Origin of the sequence: Sphingopyxis sp. MG (genome assembly GCF_002953155.1) — a bacterium.
Classification (GTDB): domain Bacteria; phylum Pseudomonadota; class Alphaproteobacteria; order Sphingomonadales; family Sphingomonadaceae; genus Sphingopyxis; species Sphingopyxis granuli.
This window is the reverse complement of the sequence record NZ_CP026381.1, coordinates 4,124,405-4,145,821: the sequence shown is the minus strand read 5'-3', so window position 1 is coordinate 4,145,821 and position 21,417 is coordinate 4,124,405. Positions and strand designations below refer to the sequence as shown.

Here is a 21,417-nt window from a genome sequence, read left to right as displayed (position 1 = left end):
TGAATCAAGTCGGGCCGGCCATAGAGGCTCGCGCGCCGGAGGAAAAGCCGCCGCGCGTCAGATAATCCCGCCGCGATCGTCGAGGAAATCGCTGTCGCTGCGGCGGTTCGGTCCCTGCTGGACCGGGGCGTCGGGGCGCGCCGCGGGCTTCGACGGCTTGATCTCTTCCTCGCGGATCGTCCGCCGCGGCTCGCTTTCGGGCTTGAAGGCTTCCCAGATCACCGACGCCTTGGGATCGCTGCCCGGCCAGCTGCCATAGACGCGGCGGCCCGACTGGCGGTCTATGCGGACCATGCGGACCCCCTTCGGCGCCGTGAAGGGCACCGGCGGCGCGTCGGTCAGCGCGGCGAGGAAGAAATCCTTGAAGATCGGCGCCGCGAGGCTGCCGCCCTGCGCATAGCCGCCCATGTTCCGCGGCTGGTCGAAGCCGATATAGACGCCCGCGATCACATCGGGGGTGCCGCCCACGAACCACACGTCCTTCGGCCCGGAGGTCGTCCCCGTCTTGCCGAACAGCGGCACGCCCAGGTCGCGCAGCCGCACCGCGGTGCCGCGCTGGACGACGCCTTCGAGCATGTGGACGGTCTGATAGGCGGTCATCGGGTCCATCAGCTGCTTGCCCGACGGCGCGAAGCGCGGCATCGGCCGGCCGTTCCAGTCGGACGCGTTGCAGCCCTCGCACGGCTTCCAGTTCTTCGGCAGGATCACCTTGCCGCGGCGGTCCTGCACATAGTCGATGACGCGCGGCCTCAGCTCGCGGCCGTGGTTGGCGAGCATCGCATAAGCGTTGACCAGTTTCTCGACCGTCGTCGTCCCGGCGCCGAGCGCGGTCGACAGATAGGGTTCGTGCTGGCCGATGCCCATCGTCTTGATCGTTTCGACGATCGGTTCCATGCCGATCTGGCTCGCGGTGCGCACCGTCATCAGGTTGCGCGACTGTTCGAGGCCCCAGCGCATCGTGTGCTCGCCCGACCCGCCGCCGCCGCCGAAGTTGCGGAAGCATTTGTTGCCGAGATTCGCCCCCTGATAGACGCAGAAGGGTCCGTCGACGATCATCGTCGCCGGGGTCATGCCGTTGTCGAGCGCGGTCGCATAGACGAAGGGCTTGATCGTCGATCCCGGCTGCCGTTCGGCCTGCGTCGCGCGGTTGAACGGCGACAGGCGGACGTCGAAACCGCCCTGCATCGCATAGATGCGGCCCGAATGCGGGCTTTCGACCACCATGCCCCCCGACACCTCGGGAATGTTCTTCAGCGCGTAGACGCCGGGCGCGGTCGCCTTGACCGCGATCAGATAGCCGGGGCGCAGCGCCGAAAAGGCGCTGCCGCCGGTCTTGCGATAGCCGATGCCCGCGGCGCCCGCCGGCAACCGCCCGGTCGACCCGTCGGCGAAACCGATCCGCGCCTCGCCCGCCGATTTCGACAGCACCGCGGCGACGCGCCAGCCGTCGTAATCGATGCCGATGAAGCTCGATGCGAGACGGCTCGCCCATTGGTCGTCAGCCTCGATCGTCGCGATCGGCCCCGACCAGCCCTTGCCCGCGTCGTAGCGGATCAGGCCGCGGCGCAGCGCGGCGGTCGTCGCCGTCTGCATCGCGCCGTCATAGCCGGTGCGCACCCACAGGCCGCCGGCATAGACGCTGTGCGGTCCGTCCTCGGCGGTTTCGCCGAACGCGTCGATCAGCTGGCGCCGCACCTCTTCCATATAATAGCCGCCGACCTGCGCGACCGCCCGGTTGCCGGCGTCGGTCAGGCCGAGCGGCATCGCCTGCGCCGCGTCGCGCTGCGCCGCGGTGATCCAGCCGTTGCGCTGCATCTGGCCGAGAACGAAGTTGCGCCGCGCCAGCGCCTTGTCGGCGTTGCGCGCGCGGCCATAGGTTTCGGGCGCCTTGGGCAGGATGGCGAGGAACGCCATCTCGTGCAGCGCGAGCTGGTCGACGTCCTTGTCGAAATAGGCGCGCGCCGCCGCCTGCACGCCGAAGGCGCGACGGCCGAGCGGGATTTCGTTGAGGTAGAGTTCGAGGATCTGCTCCTTGCTCAGCGCCGCCTCGATGCGCTTGGCGAGGATCGCCTCGCGAATCTTGCGCGTGTAGCTGACTTCGTTGGAGAGGAGCAGGTTCTTCGCGACCTGCTGGGTGATCGTCGAGGCGCCGACCGGGCGGCCGTCGCTCTTCAGGTTGGTGAGGATCGCGGAGACGACGCCTGGATAGTCGATGCCGCCATGTTCGAAGAAGGTGCGGTCCTCCGCCGCCAGATAGGCCCGAACCAGCAGCTGCGGATATTCGCTGTATTCGAGCTGGACGCGCCGTTCGCGGGCATAGGCGTGCACCGGCTTGCCCTCGCCGTCGCGGACCAGGGTGGGCAGCGGCGGCTCGTAATCGCGCAGCTGGTCGACCGACGGCAGGTCGCGCGCGAAGATCGCCCAGGCCAGCAGGAACGCCACCAGCCCGGCCACCGCGAGCGAGCCGAGCCAGCGGAACCAGCGGCGTGCCCACATCTCGCGCAGCCAGGCGATGACGGCATTGCTGTCGCGGCGCAGGCGCAGGCGGAAATGGGACGCGGTGTCGGAAGCCATATGCGCACAGCCTCTAAAGCCTGCATCGTCGAAAGGGAAGCGGGCTTGCGGCGGACCGCCCGGCCCGCCCGGGCCCGCGAAGGCGCGCTATCGCGCCCGGCCGCGCGCGCTGACCGGCCAGATGGCGACGAGCGTGTCACCCGACACGACATGGTAATGATCGTAGAGATTCACCGTCGGGTCGCAGTGCGGCACGGTCAGCGTCACCGGATCGCCGGGCGCGAGCATCGCCCCGATGCCCGGCGCGACGAGCGCGGCATGCTCGTCGCCCATGAAGGCGAACTGCGCGCTTTCGGGCGCGCCGCGCCGCACGACCGCCACCCCGCCGTCGGTCGACAACGCCTTGAAGCCCGCGTCGATCGTCACCAGCCGCTCGTGGTTGGCGCTGACCACGCGCGCATCGACGCCGAGCGCGACCTCGAAGGGGCAGGCGCCGTCGCCGGTCAGGTCGCAATCGAGATACTGCTTGTCCATGAAGACATAGCTGCCCGCCTGATATTCGGTGAAGACGCCCAGGTCCATGTCGATGCGGTGGGTGCCCGTCCCCGATCCGCTGACGATGCCGGGCGCGAAGCCCGCGCCGGTCAGCGCCGCGATCGCGCTTTCCAGATAGCGGGTGCGCTCCGCGATCGCGGCGGCGCGCTCGGCATGGTCGGCGATATGCTGCTGCGACCCGCAATAAAATTGCACGCCGCGCAGGTCGAGGCGCGGCAGCCCCGCGATCGTCCGCGCCAGCGCGACCGCCGCCTCGGGCGATGCGACGCCGGTGCGCGCGATGCCGGGGTCGATGTCGATCAGCACGTCGAGCCGCGCGTCCTCCGCGGCGAGCGCGGCGTCGATCCGCGCCGCGACGTCGGGATGGTCAACCACCGCGATCAGCCCGTCGGCGTGCGCCGCCAGCTTCGCCAGCCGCTCGATCGCGCGCGGCGCGGCGACGGGCGAGGTGATCAGAATGCCCGCGATGCCGCCCCCGGTCAGCGCCTCGGCCTCGCCGATCTTCGCGCAACAGACACCGACCGCCCCGGCGGCGATCTGGCGCCGCGCGATGTCGACGCTCTTGTGCGTCTTGGCATGCGGGCGCAGCGCGACGCCGTGCCGCGCGGCCGTTGCCGCCATCGCCGCGATGTTGCGGTCGAGCGCGTCGACGTCGAGCACCAGCACCGGGGTGTTGAGGTCGGCGCGCGAGCCCTGGCGGCCGATGAGATGCGCGTGGAGGGTGAGATCGTCGGCCATGCGTCGCCTTCTTGCCTCGAATGGAGAAGGGCCCGAGGCTGGCGCCGCACGCCGCCAAAATCAAGGCGAAGCGTCAGCGCGCCGCGATCTGCCGCGCGAAATGCACCTGCACCGCGTCGCGAACCCCGCGCGCGACCTTCTTCTGCCCCGTCGCCGAACTCAGGAAATCGGCGTCCTCCCTGTTCGAGATGAAGCCGGTTTCGAACAGCACCGACGGCGTGTCGGGCGCCTTGAGCACGACGAACGAGGCGAAGCGATGCGCGGTGGTGCGGAAATGCACGGCGTCGGCGGCCTCGCGCTGGAGCAGCCGCGCGAAGTCGGAGGCGACATTCATCGTCTCGCGCTGGGTCAGGTCGAGCAGGATCGACGACACCTCGCTGCTGTGCGCGCCGAGGTCGACGCCGTTGATGATGTTCGCCTTGTTCTCGCGCGCCGCGAGCTTCGCCGCCTCGCGGTCCGACGCGACCTCGGACAGCGTATAGACCGACGCGCCGTTCGCCTGTTCATTCTCGGCCGCGTCGGCGTGGATCGAGATGAACAGGTCGGCCTTCAGGCGCCGGGCGATGCCGTAGCGCTCCTCGAGCACCAGATAGCGGTCGTCGGCGCGGGTCAGCGCGACGCGCACCCGGCCCGACGCGAGCAGTTCGTCGCGCGTCGCGCGGGCGATCGCCAGCGTGATGTCCTTCTCGCGCTTGCCGCTGTGCGGAGAGATGGCGCCGGGATCGTGCCCGCCATGCCCGGCGTCGATGACGACGAGCGGCAGGCGCGGGTTGTCGGGCCCCTCGATCCGCGGCAGCGGCAGCGCGGGCTTCGGCTGGCCGATCGGCACCGAGACGCTGTAGCGTTTCTGCGGCGGCTTGGCGCGGAATTGCGCGGGCGGCTGCAATTCGAGGCGCGGTCCGCGCGCGGCGCGTTCGAACGCGTCGGCCGAGACCGGCCGCAGGCGCAGGCTGAGGCTGCGGCCGTCGGCGGCGAAGCGCGCGTCGGAGACCAGCGCCGGCTGCGCGAGGTCGAGCACGACGCGCGCGGTCGCGGGGTCGCGCTGCCCCTGGCGCACCGCGCGGACGATCCCCGCCCCGCCGGGCGACCGCCCCGCCTGCGCCCCCGCGATGTCGAGCGCGATGCGATCCGGCCCCGCGAGCAGCAGCGTCGAGGCGCCTGCGACGAGATCGTCGAAGCGCAGGGTGATTTCGGAATCGCCGATCTCGATCGCACCGATCTGCCCCGCGAGCGCCGCCGGCGGATTCCACAGCAGCGTCAGGAGGACGAACAGCAGGCCCATCGGGCGATTATGCCGTCCCTGACAGGCAGTGGTCCAGCGCTTATTCCAGAACATCGAGGCCCCCGGCGGCGGAAAGTCGTGAACCGTCCATTAGCCATCGCACCTCAAACGGGCGTCAACCGGCAGGGTTAACCGGCGATTCAGCACGATTCGCCCGTGCGCGCCGGTGCGGCAATCTTGCAACGCACGGGCGCCTTCCCATCTTTATCGGGCGGTGGAGGTTGCCGTCCGGCGATGCCGATGCTAGCACCCCCCGCACTGGCGGTGTCGTTCCCGGCGCCGTCCGGCCTTTCGAGGGGAAGGGCCCGACCCGCGCGAATCGCGGATCGCGGCTGCCCCGGCGCCGGACACGCGGGGAAGGACGACCCGCCGCCAGTCCACCCGGATGACCGGGCGGCCGACGCGATCCTTCAGGTGTCGCCCAGCCGATCCGGTCGCCCCGATAACCAGGTTGATGCCGCATGAGGCTTGCCATGCCCTCTTCTTCCCGCGACGCAGGCGCCTTCGCGCCCGCGGTCGTCGCGGCGGAAGACCGCATGCGCGTCCACGATCGGACGCGGGGCCCGCGCGGCAATAACGTCTTTTTCCGTTTCACCCTTATCCGCCGCGGCCGCCGATCGGGCGCGTCCGCGGGATTTTCTGTTGGCGCGCCGCGGCGCGCTTGGAGTGTTTACAATGACCACGCGCATGTTGATCGACGCGCGGCACCGGGAAGAAACCCGGGTCGCCGTCACCAAGGGAAACCGCATCGAGGAGTTTGATTTCGAGTCCGCCGAGCACAAGCAGCTCAAGGGCAATATCTATCTGGCCAAGGTCACCCGCGTCGAACCGTCGCTGCAGGCGGCGTTCGTCGAATATGGCGGCAACCGCCACGGCTTCCTGGCCTTCAGCGAAATCCACCCCGATTATTACCAGATTCCGAAGGAAGACCGCGAAGCGCTGCTCCGCGAAGAGGCCGAGCATGCCGCCGAGGCGGCGATGCGCGCCGAAGAGGATCTCGACGAGCTGGAAGGCGACGTCGCCGAGGTCGAGGGACATGACGACGACGAGAATGGCGACGCCCCGGCGCCGGTGACGGTCGGCGAGGACAGCGACGACGACATGGACGCCGAGACCGGCGATGGCGACGGCGAATCCGATACGGACAATGGCGACGCCGAGGAATCGAAGGACGACCGCGGCGGGCGCCGCGGGCGCGGACGGGCGCGCGGTGGCCGCAAGGGTCGCGGCCGCGGCCGGAACGGCGACGACGACGGCGAAAGCCGCATGTCGCTGCGCCGCCGCTACAAGATCCAGGACGTCATCCGCCGCCGCCAGGTGATGCTGGTTCAGGTCGTCAAGGAGGAGCGCGGCAACAAGGGCGCCGCCCTCACCACCTATCTGTCGCTCGCCGGCCGCTATTGCGTGCTGATGCCGAACACGATGCACGGCGGCGGCATCAGCCGCAAGATCTCGAACGGTGCCGACCGTCGCAAGCTCAAGGCGATGATCGACGATCTCAATCTGCCGCCGACGATGGGCTGCATCGTCCGCACCGCCGGGATGAGCCGCACCAAGACCGAGATCAAGCGCGACTTCGACTATCTGGCCCGCCTGTGGGACGAGATTCGCGAAAAGACGCTGGCGTCGAGCGCCCCGGCACTGGTCCATTCGGACAGCGACCTGGTCAAGCGCGCGATCCGCGACATCTATCACAAGGATATCGAGGAAGTGCTCGTCGAGGGCGACGAGGGCTACAAGGCCGCGAAGCAGTTCATGAAGCTGCTGATGCCCAGCCACGCGCGGCGCGTGAAGCAATATGCCGACCCGGTGTCACTCTATCAGCGCTACGGCGTCGAGGATCAGCTCGCCGGGATGCTCAATCCCGTCGTCCAGCTCAAGTCGGGCGGCTATCTGGTCATCAACCCGACCGAGGCGCTGGTGTCGATCGACATCAACTCGGGCCGTTCGACGCGCGAGCATAATATCGAGCAGACCGCGCTCAACACCAACCTCGAGGCCGCGCACGAGATCGCGCGCCAGCTGCGCCTGCGCGACATGGCGGGGCTGATCGTCATCGACTTCATCGACATGGATCACGGCTCGAACGTCCGCAAGGTCGAGCGTGCGATGAAGGAAGCGCTGAAGAACGACCGCGCCCGCATCCAGATCGGCCGCATCTCGGGCTTCGGGCTGATGGAGATGAGCCGCCAGCGTCTGCGCACCGGCGTGCTCGAAGCCTCGACGCGCCCCTGCCCGCATTGCGAGGGCACCGGGCTCGTCCGCACCGCCAGCTCGGCCGGTCTGTCGGCGCTGCGCCTGATCGAGGAGGAAGCGGCACGCGGAAAGGGCAGCCGGATCACGCTGCGCGCGAGCCAGGAAGCGACCTTCTACCTGCTCAACGAAAAGCGCCGCGAACTGCGCGAGATCGAGGAACTCTACGGCGTCTCGGTCGAAATCCTGCCCGACGGCGAGACCGAGGGTGCGCGGATGGTGGTCGAGGTCGGCGGTCCGCCGCCCACGCAGCAGCGCAGCTTCGCCCCGATCGTCGAGATCGAGGAAGAGGAAGACGAGAGCTTCGACGATGAGACCGCCGAGGAGGACGAGGAGGAACGCGCCGATCGTCCGCACGACGAAGGCGATGGCGACGGCCGCAAGCGCCGCCGCCGCCGCCGCCGCGGGCGCCGCGGACGTCGCGACGACGAAAATGGCGAAAGCGGCGAGAATGGCGACGCCGGCGATGCCGATACCGACGCGGAAGCGGACACCGAAACGGCGGCCGAATCGGCTGACGTCGAGCCGGCGGAAGCCGAAGCGCCTGCCGAGGCTCCGGCCGACGAAGCGGAAGCCAAGCCGCGCCGTCGTCGCGGCGGACGCGGCCGCAAGAAGGCCGAGGCCGCCGACGAGGGCGTGACCGAAGCCGCACCGGTCGAAGCGGAAGCTCCCGAAGCCGAAGCGCCCGAGCCCGTCGCCGTCGAAGCCGAGGTCGAGGCCGAAGCGCCGGCCGCCGAAGAGAAGCCGAAGCGCAAGCGCGCGCCGCGCAAGCCCAAGGCTGCTCCGGCCGAAGCCCCGGCCGAAGCCGAAGCCACCGAAGCCCCCGCCGCCGCGCCCGAAGCGACGCCGCCGGTGGAAGCCGAAGCCAAGCCCGCGCCGAAAAAGCGCGCAAGCCGCAGCAAGAAGGCTGTCGCCGCCGCCGAAGCCGCCCCAGCGGAAGCTGCCGAGGCTCCCGTCACGGCGCCTGAACGCGAGGCCGAACCGGCGACCGTCGCCGACGGCGACGACGCGGTGGACGAAGCCACGGGCGAGCCGCGTCGCGGCTGGTGGCAGCGCACCTTCGGCAACTGATCCACGCCGGGCCGCGCGGCGCCGCGGTCCCCGGCGAAAGTCGGGGGCCGTTCCAAAAGGGCGATGACATCGAATGGCCTCGTCATTGCGAGCGGCGAAGCCGCGCGGCAATCCAGAATAGTGCAAACCGCCCTGGATGGCTTTCCCCGGATCAGGTCCGCAATTATCCCCATCCGACAAGTGAGCGTTCCCCAGCGAAAGCCGGGCTCCAGCTATGTGCGCCTGCCTCGCATGGACCCCGGCTTTCGCCGGGGATCACCAGCGTCCCTGTCTCCAAGGTATAAACGCCGATCAAGTCCGGGGTCGCAATGACGAAGCGGGTCGAACCAAAGTCATCATGCTCCGGCGCGTCCTCGTCCGGCACCCGGCTTCCGTCGGGGGTATCGGCGCCGCCTTCCTCACAATGCCGATTCCGCCCGGCCGCGGAATCGGCGCGGCGCATCTTGCGCCGCCGCACGCCGCGCCCCAATAAGTCCTGCATGGCTTCAGTCGATGTTCAGGCGCGGGGCGCCACCAAGGCAGCGATGACCCCGCCGCACGCCACGCACCGGGCCGCCGGCCCGCGTTCCTTGCTGCGCGCCCTGCTGGTGCTGCTGGCGATGCTCGCGGTCGCGGTGCGGCCGGCGATGGCGCAATCGATCCTGCGCGATGCCGAGACCGAGGCGTTGCTGAAGGACATGATGGACCCGCTGCTCGTCGCGGCGGGATTGCGCCCGGGCCAGGTGCGCGTCCACATGCTCGGCGATCCCAGTATCAACGCCTTCGTCGCGGGCAGCCAGGACATCTATGTCTTCAGCGGGCTGATCGAGGCGGCCGGCAGCGCCAACGAGGTGCAGGGCGTGCTCGCGCACGAACTGGGCCACGTCATGGGCGGCCACGCGATCCGTACCAACGACGGCATCAAGGCCGCTACCGGCATCTCGCTCGTCAGCCTGCTGCTCGGCGCCGCGGCGATCGCCGCGGGCGGCGGCGAGGCGGGCATGGGAATATTGATGGCGGGCCAGCAGGCGGCGCTCGGCAAATTCCTCGCCTTCAGCCGCGTGCAGGAGGCGACCGCCGACGCCGCGGGCGCGCAATATCTGTCGAAGGCGGGGATCAGCGGCAAGGGCAGCCTCGCCTTCTTCAAGCGGCTGCAGAACATCGAATTCCGCTATGCGATCAAACAGGACGACGACCAGGCCTATGGCCGCACCCACCCGCTGTCGGGCGACCGCATCCAGGCGCTGCGCGAGGTCTATGTCGTCGATCCGGCGTGGGACAAGCCGTCGGACCCGCAGATCGAACGGCGTTTCGAGCGGGTGAAGGCGAAACTGGTGGGATTCGTCGCGAAACCGGCGAAAACGCTGCGCCTCTATCCCGAAAGCAACACCAGCGTCCCCGCACGCTATGCCCGCGCCTATGCCTGGCACAAGAGCGCCTATCCGCAAAAGGCGCTGACCGAGGTCGAGGGACTGATCGCCGCCGATCCCGAGGATCCCTATTTCCTCGAACTCGAAGGCCAGATCCTGCTCGAATCGGGGCGCCCGCGCGACGCGATCCCGGCGCTGCGCAAGGCGGTCGCCAATTCGCGGTCGCAGCCGCTGATCGCCGCGCTGCTCGGTCATGCGCTGATCGCGACCGAGGATTCGGCCAATTACCCCGAGGCCGAAAAGGTGCTGAAGACCGCGGTCGCGCTCGACAATGAAAATCCCTTCGCCTGGTACCAGCTCGGCATCGTCTATGCGAGCAAGGGCGATCAGGCGCGCGCCGCGCTCGCCTCGGCGGAGCGATACAGTCTCGAGGGTGGACAGGCATCGCTCGCGCTGCGTAATGCCGAAGCCGCGATGCAGGGCCTGCCGCAAGGCTCGCCCGACTGGATACGGGCGCAGGATATTTCGCTGGTCGCCCGCGCCGAGGTGGAACGAACGCGCAAACGGCGCTAGATTCGCGCAAACGACGGGACGGCATCGCGATCCTGTGATGCACAAGGGCAGCAAGTGACGGACAACAAGGAAGATTATTACCAGCCCTGGCTTCGTGATCCGGGGCCGGCGCCGGGCCCGCAAGGCGCACCGCGCGCCGGCGGGGGACTCGACGACGGAGGGCTCGCCAAGCCGAGGGAGTCGCCGCCGGTCGGCATCGACCTGTCGCGCTATCCCGCGGCGGAGGAGCGGCCGCGTGCGCCGCTGGTGAAGCCCGACCGGATACGCGCGGGCGCGCAGGGCGCGTGGCAACGGCTGCGCACGGGCGCCGAGGCCTTTGCCGACTGGACGATCGCGGTCGGCGCGCGCGCCGATATTCCCGCGAAGGTCGAGGCGATGGAGATTCCGCGCCGCAGCCGCGCGCTCGCGCGGCAGGGCGGCGCCCTCTCGGCCCGCGCGGCGCGCGCCGTGGGCCGCGGGGCCGCGGGCGCCGGACGCGCCGCCGCGAAGGCGGGCGGCGCGGCCTGGGCCGGCCTCGCGCTCGGCGACCGGGTCGCGAAGCTGTCGAGCAAGGCCGGACACGGGCTCGGCGAGGTCGCGGACCGGACGCGCGCCGGACTCGAATCGGTTGCGAAGGCGGGCAAGGAAGGGATCGGCGAGGCCGCGACCAAATTGCGCCCCGCCCCGCCAGAGGAGCCCGCTCCGCCGCCTTCGGGGCTCGAACAGCTCCTCGCACGCGAGGCCGCCGAGGCGAAGCCGGCGGCGCCCGACCTGCCGCTGTTCGCCGGCGAGCCCGCGGTCGCGCCGGCGCCGAAGAAGACGAAATCCGGCGCGGTCGCCGAGGTGGACGACCGTTCGCCGCCACCCCCGCCGCCATCGGCTGCGCGCGCGCTAGCGGCCGGGCCGATGCCGCATATCGGGGGAGCGGGAATGGACGGCGGATCGACACGGGCATGGCTGGCGGGCGGCATCGCCGCGATCGTGCTGCTCGCCGCAGCTTTCTGGCTCGGCGGGCGCTTCGGCGGCGGCCTCAGCAAGGGCGAGGTTGAGACGATCGTCGCAAATTACATCCAATCCAACCCCCACCTCATCCCGCAGGCGCTGGAGGCGCAGCGCGACAAGGAGATCGCGAAGGCGATCGACGCAATCCGCCCCGCGCTCGAAAAACCCTATGCCGGCGCCTGGGCGGGACATGCCGACGGCGACGTCACGCTGGTCGTCTTCACCGACTATGCCTGCGGCTTCTGCCGCGCGAGCGTGCCCGACGTCGACCGGCTGATCCGCGAGGACAAGAGGCTGAAGGTCGTGTTCCGCGAATTGCCGATCATCGCGCCGCAGAGCCGCGACGCCGCGCTGATGGCGCTCGCCGCGGCGCGGCAGGGGCGCTACGATGCCTTCCACCACGCGATGTTCGCCGCCTCCTCGCTATCCCCTGCGGCGATCGCCGAGGCGGCGTCCAGGGCTGGGGTGGTCACCGACGGCAGCGCCGACGCGACCGCGAACGAGGCATTGTTTCAGCGCGAACTCGACAGCAACCTCGCCATCGCCAGCCAACTCCAGCTCAACGCCACCCCGACCTGGGTCGTCGGCGATCAGCTGTTCCAGGGGCAGGTCGGCTTTGCCGCGCTCAAGCAGGCGATCGCCAAGGCGCGGGCGAAGGGCTGAACGCGCCCGCTCAGCGCCAGCGCGGCGCGAACAGACTGCGGTCGCGCAGGATGACGTGCGCGGCATTATGCCCCGGCGCGCCGGTGACGCCGCCGCCGGGGTGGGTGCCCGCGCCGCACATATAGAGTCCCTTCACCGGCCCGCGATAGCCGCCGTGACCGAGCACCGGCCGCGCCGCCCATAGCTGGTCGAGGCTCATCGCGCCGTGCATGATGTCGCCGCCGACCAGGCCGAACCGGCGTTCGAGCCCTTTGGGGCTGAGCCGTGTCTGGGCGACGATGCTGGCGCGAAAGCCGGGGGCGTGTGCCTCGACCGTGTCGAGGATCGCGTCGGCCGCCGCGCCTTCTTCCGTATCCCAGTCGCGTCCATCGGGCAGTTCGGGCGCGAATTGCTGGCAGAACAGGCTCGCGACATGGTAGCCTGGGGGCGCGAGACTGTCGTCGACGGTCGACGGAATCAGCATCTCGACGATCGGCGCCTTCGACCAGCCGTAGCGCTTCGCATCGAGGAAGGCACGGTCCATGTAATCGAGCGTCGGTGCCAGAATGATTCCCGACTGGTGATGCTCGCCGGGTTCGGGAAGACAGGTGAATTTCGGCAGTCCGGTCAGTGCGACGTTCATCCGGAAGGTGCCGCTTCCTACCTTGAACGCCCTGATCCGCCGCCGGAAATCGGCGGGAAGGTCGGCGGCGTCGATCAGGCGATCGTAGAGCAGCTTCGGCCCGACATTGGCGACGACGCGGTCGGCGGCAATCTCCTCACCCCCCAACAGCCGCACCCCGACCGCCCGCTCCCCGTCGACGAGCACCCGCGCGACCGGGCTTTCGAGGCTGATCTCGACCCCCGCGGCGCGGCAGACCTGCGCCATGATCTGCGTGATCGCGCCCATGCCGCCGACGCTGTGGCCCCATGCCCCCCTCCGCCCGTTCACCTCGCCGAAGACATGGTGGAGCAGGACATAGGCGCTGCCGAGCGTGTCGGGCGAGGCATAGTTGCCGACCACCGCGTCGAAGCCGAAGGCCGCCTTCACCGCCTCGCTCTCGAACCAGCCGTCGAGGACGGTGCGCGCCGACCGCGCGAACAGGTCGAGCACGTCGCGCTGCGTTTCGAGGTCGAGGCGCGCGAAGCGCTGCCCCTGCCGCACGCCGTCGAGCCACGTCCGCATCCCTTCGCCGACATTGGGCGGCACGCGCAGCGCAAGGTCGCGGAGCAGGTCGGCGACCCGTTCGAGCGCGGCATAATAGGCAGGCAGAGCCTCGGCATCGCGCGAACTGAACTTGCGGAATTCGGCCTGCGTGCGCGCGATCCCGCCGCCGAGCTTCAGATAGCCGCCGCCCGGCTGCGGCAGGAAATTGCTGATCGGGCGCTCGATCACGCGATAGCCGTGCTCGGCCAACGCCATGTCGGCGATCACCTTCGGCTGAAGCAGGCTGACCGTATAGCTCGCGACCGAGTTGCGGAAGCCCGGCGCGAATTCCTCCGTCACCGCGGCGCCGCCGACGACGTCGCGCGCCTCGACGATCCGCACCTTCAACCCCGCGCGCGCAAGATAGAAGGCGCAGACGAGGCCGTTGTGCCCGGCGCCGATGATCAGCGCGTCGTAGGATGAGGTCATCGCCCGGCCCCGGCCAGCGGCGATTCGACATGCTCGCGCCCGAAGCCGAGACCGAGGATGCGGCCGGGGATGCGGCGAAGCAGCGGGACGCGGTCGAGCAGCTTCACGGCGAAGGGCACATGGTCGACCTCGCCGCGCAGCACCGGCAGGATCACGCGGTCGTGCGCGATACGCTGGATCGCCTGCATCCGCACGGTCGGCGTCCAGCGCCGCGCCTGCACGCGCGGCAGCAGCAGGTCGGGGTCGTCGCCGCGTGCCAGCGGGGCGGCCAGGACATTTGCCGCAGCGACCGCATCCTGTACCGCGAGATTGATGCCGACGCCGCCGACCGGCGACATCGCATGCGCGGCGTCGCCGATCGCGAGCAGCCCCGGCCGCGACCAGAGGGTGAGGCGGTCGAGCGCGACCGACAGCAGTTTGACGTCGTCGAAGCCGGCGATGGCGTCGATTCCGGCGGCCAGTCCCGGCGCGAGCGCGACGACGTCGGCGCGGAAGGCGTCGATCCCCCGCGCCGCGATTGCCGGAAAGCCGTCCTTCTCGATGATCCGAGCGCATTGCCAATAGCCGGTCCGCGGGATGGCGACGACCATGCCGCGCCGGCCGATCGAGCCGAGCGGGACGTCGGCGGGCGCGCCGCCTTCGGGCATCGGGACGCGGAACCAGAGCACGTCCATCGGCGCGCCGAGGTCCTCGCGCGGCAGGCCGGCTGCCTCGCGCAGCACCGAGCGACGGCCGTCGGCGGCGATGACGAGCCGCGCAGGCAGCGCCTCGCCGCTCGCCAGCGACACGCCTGCGACGCGGCCCGCGGCGTCGAGTACCGGCGCGACCGCTTCGGTTGTCATCCGCAGGTCGAAGGTCGGATAGCGCCGCGCCTGCCGCGCGATGAAATCGAGCAGGTCCCATTGCGGCATCATCGCGATATAGGGCGCCGCGACCGGCAAATGCCGGAGGGTCGCGATCGTATAGCGGCGGCCGAGCAGGTCGAGCGTCGCGGTGTCGAACCGCGCATGCGGCAGGGCAAGCAACTCGTCGAGCAGCCCGATCTGGCGGAACAGGTCGAGCGTCGACGGATGCACCGTGTCGCCGCGGAAGTCGCGCAGAAAATCCCGATGCTTTTCGAGCACCGTCACGCGAACGCCGGCGCGCGCGAGCAGCAGCCCGGCGACCATGCCGGCCGGACCGCCGCCGACGATCACGGTGGAAAGCCTCTCGCCCATCTTCGCTCCAGCCGCTGCCCCCCTTCCCCCATATTGGACCCGACGACGGAGATTTGCCACCCGCTCTTCGCCCGCCCGACGGCGAGCGAAGAGACCCCTGCATATATGCTCCTCAGGCAGGTAAGGTCCCGTTCCCCGGCGAAAGCCGGGGTCCGCGCGGGGCAGACTACGCCATCCGGACCCCGGCTTTCGCCGGGGAACGGCCCTTGCCGGAAAGGGATAGTTGCCGATCGGCCCCTAGGCCGGAACCCGGAGCGGGCCGGTGCCGACCTCGGCTCTTCCCACTCCGGGCTCCCGCCAGTACGGAAGTATCCGACATTTTCAATCCAAGGTGATCACGCTCTATTTCGACAGGTCGCGCAGCAGGCTGTCCCAATGCGCCAGCGCGCCGGGGATCGCATCGACCGGCGCGCGCTCGTCGAGGCCGTGCGCGAAGCTGTCGCTCGCCTTGCTGAACAGCCCCGCGACGCCATAGCTGGGAACGCCTTGCGCGCGAAAATGCAGGCTGTCGGTCGCGCCCGCGCTCATCGACGGGATGATCGGCAGCCCGGGGTAGCGCGCGTGCACCGCTTTCGTCACCGCCGCCACGACATCGGGGCGCAGCGGCGAGGCGTCGCTCGCGGTGGCATCGGGGTCGGTGTTCACCTTGATCGCGGGATCGGCGACGACCTTTTCCAGTTCGGCACGCACCGCCTCGATACTCACGCCCGGAAAGATGCGGCAATTGACGTTCGCCGTCGCCCTTTGCGGCAGCGCATTCTCGGCATGGCCACCCTTGATCAGGGTCGGCACGCAGGTCGTGCCGATCTGGCCGACATATTCGGGGTCGGCGCGGATCGCCGCGACCGCCCCGGCATCCGCGGGGTTGGCGGCGAAGGCCTTGAGCGCCGCGCCGATGGCGCCGCCGACCTGGTCGGCGACGATCTGCATCCCCGCTTTCGTCAGTTCGTTCTGCTGCGGCGCGAAGCGATAGGCGCCGATCTTCGCCAGCGCTTCGGACAGCTGGACGATCGCGTTGACCGCGCCGGGGCGCGAGCTGTGCCCGCCGGGATTGGTCACTTCGAGCACATAGTCGGCATAGGTCTTCTCGCCCGCCTGCAGACCGTAATATCGGGCCTTGCCATCCTCTCCGATCAGCCCGCCGCCGCCGTCGCCGTTGAGCGCGAATTCCGCCCCCTTGTAGGCCGCGGCGAGCGCGCGTGTCGTGTCCATCGCGGTTTCCTCGTCGCCTGACAGCAGCAGGATGATCGAGCGCTTCGGCCGGAACCCGTCCTTCTTGAGCTGCGCGAGCGTCGCGACCATCATCGCAACGTCGAACTTATTGTCCTCCGATCCGCGCCCGAAGATATAGCCGCCTTCCTCCACCGGCACGAAGGGGTCGCGTACCCAGTCCTTGGGATCGGCCTCGACGACGTCCATATGGCCCAGCAGCAGGATGGGTTTCGCGTCGGTCGTGCCCTTCAGCGTCGCGGCGAAGGTAGCGGTCTCGCCCATCGGAGTGATGACGATATCGCCGTCGGCAAAGCCCGCCGCCTTGAGCACCCCGGCATAATAGGCCGCCAGTTCGGGGACCTTGCCGCGTCCGGCGACGGTCGGAATCGCGATGCTGTCCGTCAGGATCGCCTTCGCCGCCGTGGGATCGGCGGGCTTGGCGTGGACGGGCGCCGCGGCCAGCAGGGCGGCGGAGGCCAGAAAGATGGAAGCAAAACGCATGTGATCGACCCCTTTAGCGAGTTATTCTGATCCGTTCGGACCGAGCCTATGGAAGCCCTGTCCCGGCTGCCATGCTGGCGGAAGAACGGGCCTTCGACAAGTTCATGGCGAGCAGAATCTTCGGGTCAGGCTGCTTTCTTCGCGTTCGGCGCCGGCGTCTTGGGCTTGTAGCGGCACAGGTCGGCGACCGGGCAGCGCCAGCATTCGGGCGTCCGCGCCTTGCAGATATAGCGGCCGTGCAGGATCAGCCAGTGGTGCGCGCCGACGCGGAACGGCGCCGGCACCTTGCGTTCGAGCTGCTTTTCGACCACGAGCACCGTCTTGCCCGGCGCGAGCCCGGTGCGGTTGCCGACGCGGAAGATGTGCGTGTCGACCGCGAAGGTTTCCGCACCGAACGCGCAGTTCATCACGACATTGGCGGTCTTGCGCCCGACTCCCGGAAGCGCGACCAGCGCATCGCGGTCGGCGGGCACCTCGCCGCCATGGTCGCGGACGAGGATTTCGGACAGCGCGATGACATTCTTCGCCTTGGCATTGAACAGCCCGATCGTACGGATGTGCCGCTTCAGCCCGTCTTCGCCGAGGTCGAGCATCTGCTGCGGCGTCTTCACCGTCTCGAACAGCCCCCGCGTCGCCTTGTTCACCCCGACGTCGGTCGCCTGCGCCGAGAGCACGACGGCGACGAGCAGCTGATAGGTGTTGCCGAACGCCAGCTCGGTCTGCGGATCGGGATTGAGCTCGGCCAGGCGGCGGAAAAATTCGAAGATGTCGGCTTTCGTCATCGCGGGTCAGAACAGCCCGATCACCTGCGGCATCGTGTAGCGCCCGGACTTCTGGTGGATCAGCCACAGCGCCGCCTTCACCGCGCCGCGCGCGAAGATCATGCGATTCTCGGCGCGGTGCGACAGGGTGATCATCTCCTCGGGACCCGCGAAGATGACGTCATGGTCGCCGGCGACGGTACCGCCGCGCAGGCTGGCGAAACCGATCTTGCCGTGCCCGCGCGCGCCGGTGACACCGTCGCGGCCGCACTCCGAGCAGCGGACGAGATCGATGCGGCGCCCCTCGGCCGCCGCCTGCCCGAGCAGCAGCGCGGTGCCGCTCGGCGCGTCGACCTTGTTCCGATGATGCATTTCGAGGATTTCGATATCCCATTCGGGGTCGAGTCGCGCCGCTGCCTCGCGCACCAGATGCGCGAGCAGGGTGACGCCGAGCGACGTATTGCCGGTCTGGAGCACCGCGATGTCGCGCGCCGCTTCGTCGATCAGATAATGATGCCGCTCCTCGAGCCCCGTCGTGCCGATGACGATCGGCTTCTTCGCCGCCACGCAGGCGTCGAGCGTCGCCTCGAGCGCGGCGGGCGAGGAGAAATCGACGAGCACGTCGGCGCTTGCCGCCAGTTTCGCGATATTGCCGCCCTTGTCGATGCCGCAATGTCCATGCCCCGCTTCCGCTGCTGCGGCGGCGAGCGCGACGCCCATCCGCCCCTGGCTGCCGACGATCCCGATGCTGGTCATGCCTTGCCTTTCCCGTCCCCGTCATGCTGAAATCCGGTTCAGCATCCATTCGCACCCGCGTAGCGAGAATGGACCCCGAATCACGTTCGGGGGGACGAAGCAAGGATAACATGACTCCCATCCAGAATATCGTGATCCTGACCGGCGCCGGGGTTTCGGCCGAAAGCGGCATCGACACCTTCCGCGACGCGGGCGGGTTGTGGGAGCAGCATCGGGTCGAGGACGTCGCGACGCCCGAGGCTTTCGCGCGCGATCCCGACCTCGTCCACCGCTTCTACGACGCGCGGCGCGAGGCGATCCAGACCAAGGTCCCGAACGCGGCGCACGAGGCGCTGGCGCGGCTCGACGCCTACTGGCCCGGCGACCTGCTGATCGTCACCCAGAATGTCGACGACCTGCACGAACGCGCCGGCGCCCGGCGGCTGGTCCACATGCACGGCGAGCATCTGAACGCCTGGTGCACCGCATGCGACACGCGCAGCCGCTGGACCGGGCCGCTGATCGACCGCCCCCCCTGCCCCGCATGCGGCGTGGCCGGCCATCTGCGCCCCGACGTCGTATGGTTCGGCGAGATGCCCTATCGGATGGACGACATCTATCGCGCGCTGAACCGGGCCGACCTGTTCGTGTCGATCGGCACCTCGGGCGCGGTCTATCCCGCCGCGGGTTTCGTCCGCGAAGCGCGCCAGTCGGGCGCACGCACGCTCGAACTCAACATGGAGCCGAGCGAGGGCAGCCATTGGTTCGCCGAGGCGCGGCACGGTCCGGCAACGCGGCTGGTGCCGACATGGGTCGACCGGATGCTGGAGGTCTGAGCTCGAGCCTCCGCGCGCTTTTCAACGGCGCGCGGCGAAGAAATCGCGGAGCAGCACCGCCGCCTCGCCCGCGCCGATGCCGTCGTAGATTTCGGGGCGGTGATGGACCGTCGGCTGCGAAAAGACGAGCGCGCCATGCGCGACCGCGCCGCCCTTCGCATCGTCGGCGCCGTAATAGAGCCGCGCGATCCGTGCATGGGCGATCGCGCCCGCACACATCGCGCAGGGCTCCAGCGTCACATAGAGGTCGCAGCCGTCGAGCCGCTCGTTGCCGAGCTTGGTCGCCGCGGCGCGAATCGCGACGATTTCGGCGTGCGCGGTGGGATCGTGCGATTCGCGCGGACGGTTGTGCCCTTCGGCAATGATCGCGCCGTCCTTGACGATGACGGCGCCGACCGGCACCTCGCCCCATTCGGCGGCGATTCGCGCCAGATCGAGCGCGCGGCGCATCGGGTCGGGAAGTGGGAAACAGGCCATAACTTTCCCGCTAATCGCTTGACGAATCTCCGGCAAGCGGATAAGCGCGCGCCTTTCCCGGCCGATCCGGTTTCCTTGGCGCTTGTCGCGCCAACCGGCGCGCCGCCCAGATTTTGTGAGGACGAAGACGATGTCGCGCATTTGCGAACTGACCGGCAAGGGCCGCCAGGTGGGCCACAATGTCAGCCACGCCAACAACAAGACCAAGCGCACCTTCCTGCCCAATCTGCAGAATGTGACGCTGTTGTCGGAAGCGCTGGGTCGCGGCGTCAAGCTGCGCGTCTCGACGCACGGCCTGCGTTCGGTCGAGCACAACGGCGGCCTCGACAACTGGCTGATGAAGACCGGCGACGACCTGCTTTCGGCCAACGCCCGCAAGGTGAAGAAGGAAGTGGCGAAGAAGCTGGCCGAAACGGCCGCCTGACCGCCTTTCCATCGCCGACGCAATCAGGCGGCCCGGTTACGGCGCCGCCTTTTTGCTGTCCGCAGTGCGCGGCGGCAGCCCGACGAGTTCGAATTGCAGCAACAAGCTGCGCTGCCAGCTGGTGAAATTGTCGTCGGACACCAGCCAGACATAGGTGCGCCCGCGCTCGACCGAAACCGCCGCGCCTTCGAAATTGTCGGCGATCGCGCGCGGAACGCGGCCGATGGTGCGCGACCGGACGACCGTATCGGAGCCGATGTCGGCGGGATCGACCACGGCGAGGATCGTCGTGAAGACCGGCAACAGGCCGAGCCTGCGATGGACGAGCAGGACGCGCCCGTCGGGAAGCGGCGCCGCGTCGCTGACCGATCCCTTGGCCTGTGCATCGTAGAAGAAACGCAGCGGCGGCGGGCCCGGCGCCGCCGGATCGGTGGCGTAGAGCAGCGCCTCGCGGCCGCGCGGATCATCGTCGGCATCTTCCGAAAAGACGATAGTGCGCCCGTCGGCCAGCCGTGCCATCGCTTCCGGCCCGCCATTGCCCGGCCAGGCGGGCTGCGGCAGCGTCCGGCGCGATTCGATCCGCGACAGCGCCGGATCGTATCGCCGGATCTCGTTGACGCCCTCGAATGCGATCCAACTCGCGCCGCTTGCCGGATCGATCGCCATCGCCTCGGCATCGACCAGCGACTTGCGCCCCGATCCGCCCTCCAGCGTCGGCAACAGACCGATGCGCACATTGGTCACGCGGCCGTCGGGGTGCAGCGTCAGGCGTGTCCAGCCGCCGGCGTCGCTGACGAGCTGGAAGCGGCCCGGCCCCACCCGGGCGAGCGCGGAGAAGCCGCCGAAGCGGCTGTTCGGGCTGACCAGATGCCAGCCGCGCACGAAGCGGAGCGCCCCGGTCCGACCCGGCGCGCCGTCGAGCGGGCGCGCGACGATGCTTTGGGTGAAGTTATCGACCGGAAAGCGAAAGGCCGTCCCCAGAACGGGGCCGACGGCAAGGAAGATCAGCAGGGCGAAGAGCAGGCGGCGGCGCATCGCCGCCGGGCGTAGGGCCGCGACGCGGGAAAGGAAAGCCGCGCATCGAAGCTGAACGCCAGCCGACAGCCATGTTCAGGCTTCGCTCAAACCGAATCGGGCAAAACCGCATCATCGACCCACCGCCCGGCAAGGGCCCAAGACGAAAGAAGGAGACAAGAGATGAAAAAGATGATGACGCTCTCCCTCGCCGCCCTGATGTCCACTGCGACCCTGGGCCTGGCGACTCCGGCCGCGGCGCAGAACGGCTATTACGACCGCGACGGCTATTCGACCTATTATGCGGGCCATCGCGACAACCGGCGCTACGATCGCTCGGACCGCCGCGATTATCGGAACGACCGGCGCTATTACAACCAGCGCTATGACCGTCGCAATTATCGCCAGTGCGACAACGGCACCGGCGGCACGGTGATCGGCGCCATCGCCGGCGGGCTCGCCGGCCACGAGATCGCCGGCCGCGGCGACCGCACCGTCGGCGCGATCATCGGCGGCGCCGTCGGCGCCATCGCGGGCCGCGCGATCGACAAGGGGAATGACGGCTGCCGTTAAGAAGGCAGACCCGACCCCCAACGAAAATGCTCTTCCCTCCTGCCCCGTCCGGTTTGCGCCGGGCGGGGTTTTG

At 69.3% G+C, this 21,417-nt stretch carries 16 protein-coding genes; 6 read left to right on the top strand and 10 right to left on the bottom strand.

The genetic code is table 11. The features are described from left to right. Window positions 1–57: 57 nt before the first annotated feature. The 3 genes from C3E99_RS19070 to C3E99_RS19060 form a co-directional block, all read right to left on the bottom strand. Window positions 58–2,574, bottom strand: a complete 2,517-nt coding sequence (locus C3E99_RS19070) for a penicillin-binding protein 1A (RefSeq protein ID WP_104960266.1) — start codon at window positions 2,572–2,574, stop codon at window positions 58–60. 87 nt (window positions 2,575–2,661) lie between these two features. Next, on the bottom strand, window positions 2,662–3,807 hold the full coding sequence (locus C3E99_RS19065) for a DSD1 family PLP-dependent enzyme (protein WP_076073534.1): 1,146 nt from the start codon (window positions 3,805–3,807) through the stop codon (window positions 2,662–2,664). Between the two features lie 73 nt (window positions 3,808–3,880). After that, on the bottom strand, window positions 3,881–5,143 hold the full coding sequence (locus tag C3E99_RS19060) for an N-acetylmuramoyl-L-alanine amidase (protein WP_082797192.1): 1,263 nt from the start codon (window positions 5,141–5,143) through the stop codon (window positions 3,881–3,883). A 621-nt stretch (window positions 5,144–5,764) separates the two neighbouring features. Here C3E99_RS19060 and C3E99_RS19055 point away from each other — a divergent pair. The 3 genes from C3E99_RS19055 (at window position 5,765) to C3E99_RS19045 (ending at window position 11,979) form a co-directional block, all read left to right on the top strand. Continuing rightward, window positions 5,765–8,413 (top strand): Rne/Rng family ribonuclease, encoded by a 2,649-nt coding sequence (locus C3E99_RS19055; protein WP_067112052.1) that lies wholly within the window; start codon window positions 5,765–5,767, stop codon window positions 8,411–8,413. Between the two features lie 524 nt (window positions 8,414–8,937). Then, a complete protein-coding gene (locus C3E99_RS19050) occupies window positions 8,938–10,335 on the top strand; it encodes a M48 family metalloprotease (protein ID WP_083675181.1) in 1,398 nt (465 codons plus the stop codon). 54 nt (window positions 10,336–10,389) lie between these two features. Then, window positions 10,390–11,979, top strand: a complete 1,590-nt coding sequence (locus C3E99_RS19045; protein WP_104960265.1) for a DsbA family protein — start codon at window positions 10,390–10,392, stop codon at window positions 11,977–11,979. Between the two features lie 10 nt (window positions 11,980–11,989). On the opposite strand, the gene C3E99_RS19040 is transcribed toward C3E99_RS19045, so the two are convergent. From C3E99_RS19040 to dapB, 5 genes are all read right to left on the bottom strand, one after another. After that, entirely contained in the window at window positions 11,990–13,594 is a 1,605-nt protein-coding gene (locus tag C3E99_RS19040) for a phytoene desaturase family protein (protein WP_076073530.1), read from the bottom strand. Beyond that, a complete protein-coding gene (locus C3E99_RS19035) occupies window positions 13,591–14,811 on the bottom strand; it encodes an FAD-dependent oxidoreductase (RefSeq protein ID WP_076073528.1) in 1,221 nt (406 codons plus the stop codon). Before C3E99_RS19035 ends, C3E99_RS19040 begins: the two co-directional genes overlap by 4 nt. A 342-nt stretch (window positions 14,812–15,153) precedes the next feature. Continuing rightward, window positions 15,154–16,524, bottom strand: coding sequence for a M20/M25/M40 family metallo-hydrolase (locus C3E99_RS19030; RefSeq protein ID WP_076073526.1), 1,371 nt, complete (start codon window positions 16,522–16,524; stop codon window positions 15,154–15,156). Window positions 16,525–16,649: 125 nt separating this feature from the next. Beyond that, window positions 16,650–17,306 carry an endonuclease III gene (gene nth / locus C3E99_RS19025; RefSeq protein WP_076073524.1) on the bottom strand — a complete coding sequence of 219 codons (657 nt, stop codon included), beginning with the start codon at window positions 17,304–17,306 and terminating at the stop codon, window positions 16,650–16,652. Between the two features lie 6 nt (window positions 17,307–17,312). Beyond that, window positions 17,313–18,041: a 4-hydroxy-tetrahydrodipicolinate reductase gene (gene dapB, locus C3E99_RS19020; protein ID WP_076073522.1), complete on the bottom strand. Its 729-nt coding sequence runs from the start codon at window positions 18,039–18,041 to the stop codon at window positions 17,313–17,315. Window positions 18,042–18,151: 110 nt separating this feature from the next. On the opposite strand from dapB, the gene C3E99_RS19015 reads away from it, so the two are divergent. Next, a complete protein-coding gene (locus C3E99_RS19015) occupies window positions 18,152–18,856 on the top strand; it encodes an NAD-dependent deacylase (RefSeq protein WP_076073520.1) in 705 nt (234 codons plus the stop codon). Between the two features lie 21 nt (window positions 18,857–18,877). Here the strand turns inward: C3E99_RS19015 and tadA are convergent, their stop codons facing one another. After that, window positions 18,878–19,333 (bottom strand): tRNA adenosine(34) deaminase TadA, encoded by a 456-nt coding sequence (gene tadA, locus C3E99_RS19010; RefSeq protein WP_076073518.1) that lies wholly within the window; start codon window positions 19,331–19,333, stop codon window positions 18,878–18,880. Window positions 19,334–19,463: 130 nt separating this feature from the next. Between tadA and rpmB the strand changes: the two genes are divergently transcribed. Next, window positions 19,464–19,757 carry a 50S ribosomal protein L28 gene (gene rpmB / locus C3E99_RS19005; protein WP_076073516.1) on the top strand — a complete coding sequence of 98 codons (294 nt, stop codon included), beginning with the start codon at window positions 19,464–19,466 and terminating at the stop codon, window positions 19,755–19,757. Window positions 19,758–19,793: 36 nt separating this feature from the next. Here rpmB and C3E99_RS19000 read toward each other — a convergent pair whose 3' ends face one another. Continuing rightward, entirely contained in the window at window positions 19,794–20,792 is a 999-nt protein-coding gene (locus tag C3E99_RS19000) for an esterase-like activity of phytase family protein (RefSeq protein WP_076073514.1), read from the bottom strand. Between the two features lie 162 nt (window positions 20,793–20,954). On the opposite strand from C3E99_RS19000, the gene C3E99_RS18995 reads away from it, so the two are divergent. Continuing rightward, window positions 20,955–21,344 (top strand): glycine zipper 2TM domain-containing protein, encoded by a 390-nt coding sequence (locus tag C3E99_RS18995; protein ID WP_104960264.1) that lies wholly within the window; start codon window positions 20,955–20,957, stop codon window positions 21,342–21,344. Window positions 21,345–21,417: the final 73 nt, after the last annotated feature.